Raw genomic sequence first — 3,680 nt, 5'->3', positions numbered from 1 at the left:
ACAAGGGCTACGGCGTCGGCACCACCCTGCCCGCCCCCAACAGCACCACCGTCAGCGGCTACACCGACTGCAAGGGGCACGGCTTCGAGCCGTGGCCGGTGCGCAACGCCGAGCTGTCCAAGGCGTCCTCGGCCAACCTGGCGACCGCCACCTGGGACTCGCTCAACACGTACTACGCCCACCTCGAACAGCGCGTGGGCCTCTGCGACTCGGTCCGTACGGCGCAGAGGTTCGGCATGCGTCAGGCGAACGGCCGGCCGCTCCAGCAGGTGCCCGCCCAGGTCCTCGGCACCGGCGACATCGACGTGACCCACCTCGCCGCCGCCTACGCCGCCTTCGCCGACCACGGCCGGTACTGCACGCCGATCGCCATCAACGACGTCACCGACGCCTCTGGCAAGAAGATCGACGTCCCCAAGGCCGAGTGCGGCAGGGCCGTCGACACCGGCGTCGCCGACGAGGTGACGCGAATTCTGCAGGGCGTGCTCACCAAGGGCACGGGCCGGGGCATGGGCATCGGCCGCCCGGCGGCGGCCAAGACCGGCACCTGTGAGGGGTTCTCGTGTGCGGCGTTCGCGGGCTACACGCCCGGCCTGGCGGCGGCCGTCTGGTACGGCGACCCCGCCGCGCCGTTCGGCGACCCGAGTCCCGGCGTCTTCGGCGCCGACGTCGGCCCGATCTGGCGGGCGTCGATGGAGGGCGCGCTGCGCGACACCGCCCCGGCGCCGTTCAACTGAAGATGATCACCTCTGTCGTACGTCCGCTCCAGGATCCGGCGCCGCCGGCCCGGCGAAAGGTCGTGAGTCTCGCGGACAATGACCGCATGCGCATTCGTACGGTCCGTGAGGAGGAGTTGCCGGTCCTGCGCGTGATCGAGCGGGCGGCCGGGGAGTGCTTCCGCGACATCGGCATGCCCGAGATCGCCGACGACGAGCCGCCTCCGGTCGAAGTCCTCGCGGCCTATCGGCGGAACGGCCACGCGTGGGTCGCGGCGGACGACGCCGACCGGCCCGTCGCGTACCTGATCGCCGAGGTCGTCGACGGCGCGATGCACGTCGAGCAGGTTTCCGTGCACCCGGCCGCCGCGCGGCGTGGTGTCGGCCGGTCCCTGCTCGACCACCTCGCGGGCGTCGCGACAGGCGACGACCTGCCCGCGCTGACGCTCGCGACATTCGCCGAGGTGCCGTGGAACGCGCCGTACTACGAGAGGTGCGGATTCCGGCGGCTGGACGAGGCGACGCTGACACCCGGCCTCCGGGAGATCCGCCGGCGCGAGGCCGCGTACGGCCTGGACCGCTGGCCCCGCGTCTGCATGCGCCGCGATCTGTGAAGACGGCGGCGGGCGTACCGCGCCCTATTCCCGGCTCTCGGCCGCGCCGGCGCCGACGGGTGCCCAGAGCCGGTCGGCGTCGCCGGCGGCAAGGCTGCCCCGGTAGACCTCGATCTTGTGGTCGATCATCTTCAGGTTCTCCTGGATCTCCCCGAGCCTGGTCAGGACCTCGGCGCGGTGGGACTCCAGGAGCGCGAGCCGTTCTTCCTCGTTGCCCGGCCCGGCGGCGACCAGCTCGGCGTACCGGCGGATGCCCCGGATGGGCATGCCGGTGGCGCGCAGCTTGGTGCAGATGACGATCCACTTGAGGTCGAGCTCGCGGTATCTGCGGCGGCCGCCGCTCGTACGGTCGACCGGCGTGACGACCAGGCCGGCGCGCTCGTAGTACCGAAGCGTGTGCACGCTCACGCCGGTGCGGCGGGCCGCCTCGGCGATGGTCACACCTTCCGCGGGCACGGCACTGGGGCGCGCCTTCCGTCCGGTGGGCCCGGACGCCGGCTGAGGTTTGACTTCGAGCACGCTCTAAATCCTAGCATCGCCGCCATGAGTCGACATCGAAGCGGCGAAGGGCCAGACCAGGCCCCCACGATCCTGATCGTGGGGGCGGGACGCGGGCTGGGGCACGCCATGGCGGAAGAATTCCTGAAGAAGGGCTGGAGCGTCATCGGCACGGTCCGGCCCGGCTCACCGCGCACCAGGCTCCACGATCTGGCCGAGACCGCCGGCGGCCGGGTGGAGATCGAGACCCTGGACATCAACGAGCCGGCGCAGATCGCGGCCCTGCGCGGCCGCCTGGCCGGCCGGACCCTCGAGTTCCTGTTCGTCAACGCCGGAATCACCACGGCCGACGAGCACATCAAGATCGGGGACGTGACGACCGATGAGTTCATGAGCGTCATGATGACGAACGCGCTGAGCCCGATGCGCGTCATCGAGTCCCTCCAGGACCTGGTGCCGGCCACGGGCATCATCGGTGTGATGTCGTCCGGGCAGGGCAGCATCGGCAACAACGAGACCGGGATGCGGGAGGTCTACCGCGGCAGCAAGGCGGCGCTGAACATGTTCATGCGAAGCTTCGCCGCCCGCCGGTCCGAACCATCACGCACGATGCTGGTCTTGGCGCCCGGCTGGGTCCGTACGGACCTGGGCGGGCCGGACGCGCCCCTCGGCATCCAGGACAGCATCCCCGACCTGGTGAACGTCGCGCTCTCCCAAAGAGGGACTCCCGGCCTGCGGTTCCTCGACCGCTTCGGCCGAACCGTCCCCTGGTGACGCCGCACTCGGCACAGTGTCAGAGGGCTACGGCAGACTGCTGCCCGAGGTGAGGGCGATGACGGAGATAGCACTCGAGCCGTGGGCCGAAGACGACCTGGATCTCCTGCGGCGGCTCAACACGCCGGAGATCTGGGCCCATCTGGGCGGCCCGGAGACCGAGGAGAAGGTCGTGGAGCGCCACGCGCGCTACCTCGACCTCGGCGCACCGGGGTCGGGACGCATGTTCACCGTGGTCCTGCCCGACGGCGCCAAGGCCGGCACGATCGGCTACTGGGAGCGCGAGTGGCAGGGCGAGACGGTGTACGAGACGGGGTGGAACGTCCTGCCGGAACACCAGGGACGCGGCATCGCCGGTGCCGCCGCCACGGCGATCGTCGCACGTGCCCGCGTGGAGAAGCGCCACCGCCGCATCCACGCCTACCCGTCGGTCGACAACCCCGCGTCCAACGCCATCTGCCGCAAGGCCGGGTTCACGTTCGCCGGTGAGCACGAATTCGAGTTCCCCAAGGGCCATTTCATGCGCTGCAACGACTGGCACCACGACCTGTGACCGCGCGTCCGGCCATAGAGCGAGAGAGTGTGAGGTGGCAGCCACCCGTGGGGGCGTGAGGGGCGGAGCCCCCACGACGGAGGGTCCGAGGGGTCGCGGCGCGGGTACGAGGCGACCGCGTAGACCGCCCAGGCACGTGATGGCGGTAGCCGCCCGTAAGAACACGGGCCCCGACCACGGAGGACCCAAAGGGTCTCCCGTGGCATCACGGCATCGGCACGAGACAGCCGCGCAGACCGCCCAGGCACGTGATGGCGGTAGCCGCCCGTAGGAACACGGGCCCGACCATGGGGCCCAACGACGGAGGATCTCCCGGGGCATCACGGCGTCAGTACGAGGCGGCCGCGTAGGCCGCCCTTCTCCAGGCGGCGGTGGGCCTCCGCGACGTGTTCCAAGGGCAGGGCTTCGGCGACCCTCAGGGTGAGCGTGCCCGCCTCGGCCAGGTCGGCCAGGTCGCGCAGACGAGTGCCGTCGGCGTGGATCCAGTGGTTGAAGACGCGTATGCCGCGCAGCGGTGGCGGCGCC

At 71.1% G+C, this 3,680-nt stretch carries 6 protein-coding genes; 4 read left to right on the top strand and 2 right to left on the bottom strand.

The genetic code is table 11. From position 1 onward, the window contains the following. On the top strand, positions 1 to 737 hold a 737-nt coding region (locus tag ACFFNX_RS44915; protein ID WP_378212391.1), incomplete at its 5' end, for a penicillin-binding transpeptidase domain-containing protein. 86 nt (positions 738 to 823) lie between these two features. Continuing rightward, a complete protein-coding gene (locus ACFFNX_RS44910; protein WP_378212390.1) occupies positions 824 to 1,330 on the top strand; it encodes a GNAT family N-acetyltransferase in 507 nt (168 codons plus the stop codon). Positions 1,331 to 1,354: 24 nt separating this feature from the next. Here the strand turns inward: ACFFNX_RS44910 and ACFFNX_RS44905 are convergent, their stop codons facing one another. After that, entirely contained in the window at positions 1,355 to 1,786 is a 432-nt protein-coding gene (locus ACFFNX_RS44905) for a MerR family transcriptional regulator (protein ID WP_378212389.1), read from the bottom strand. An 87-nt stretch (positions 1,787 to 1,873) separates the two neighbouring features. Here ACFFNX_RS44905 and ACFFNX_RS44900 point away from each other — a divergent pair, with 87 nt between their 5' ends. Next, positions 1,874 to 2,602, top strand: coding sequence for an SDR family NAD(P)-dependent oxidoreductase (locus ACFFNX_RS44900; RefSeq protein WP_378212388.1), 729 nt, complete (start codon positions 1,874 to 1,876; stop codon positions 2,600 to 2,602). Positions 2,603 to 2,660: 58 nt separating this feature from the next. Beyond that, positions 2,661 to 3,155: a GNAT family N-acetyltransferase gene (locus tag ACFFNX_RS44895; protein WP_378212387.1), complete on the top strand. Its 495-nt coding sequence runs from the start codon at positions 2,661 to 2,663 to the stop codon at positions 3,153 to 3,155. Between the two features lie 320 nt (positions 3,156 to 3,475). On the opposite strand, the gene ACFFNX_RS44890 is transcribed toward ACFFNX_RS44895, so the two are convergent. Then, on the bottom strand, positions 3,476 to 3,680 hold a 205-nt coding region (locus ACFFNX_RS44890), incomplete at its 5' end, for a zinc-binding dehydrogenase (protein WP_378212386.1).

The sequence above is a fragment of the Actinoallomurus acaciae genome, assembly GCF_042429965.1.
GTDB lineage: Bacteria > Actinomycetota > Actinomycetes > Streptosporangiales > Streptosporangiaceae > Actinoallomurus > Actinoallomurus acaciae.
The sequence above is the reverse complement of the archived record's forward strand: the minus strand, read 5'-3'. Positions and strand labels throughout refer to the sequence as shown.

Coding starts and splice junctions, on each gene's coding strand:
- ACFFNX_RS44895 (WP_378212387.1), top strand. CDS start 2,661: ATGACGGAGATAGCACTCGAGCCGTGGGCCGAAGACGACCTGGATCTC.
- ACFFNX_RS44900 (WP_378212388.1), top strand. CDS start 1,874: ATGAGTCGACATCGAAGCGGCGAAGGGCCAGACCAGGCCCCCACGATC.
- ACFFNX_RS44910 (WP_378212390.1), top strand. CDS start 824: ATGCGCATTCGTACGGTCCGTGAGGAGGAGTTGCCGGTCCTGCGCGTG.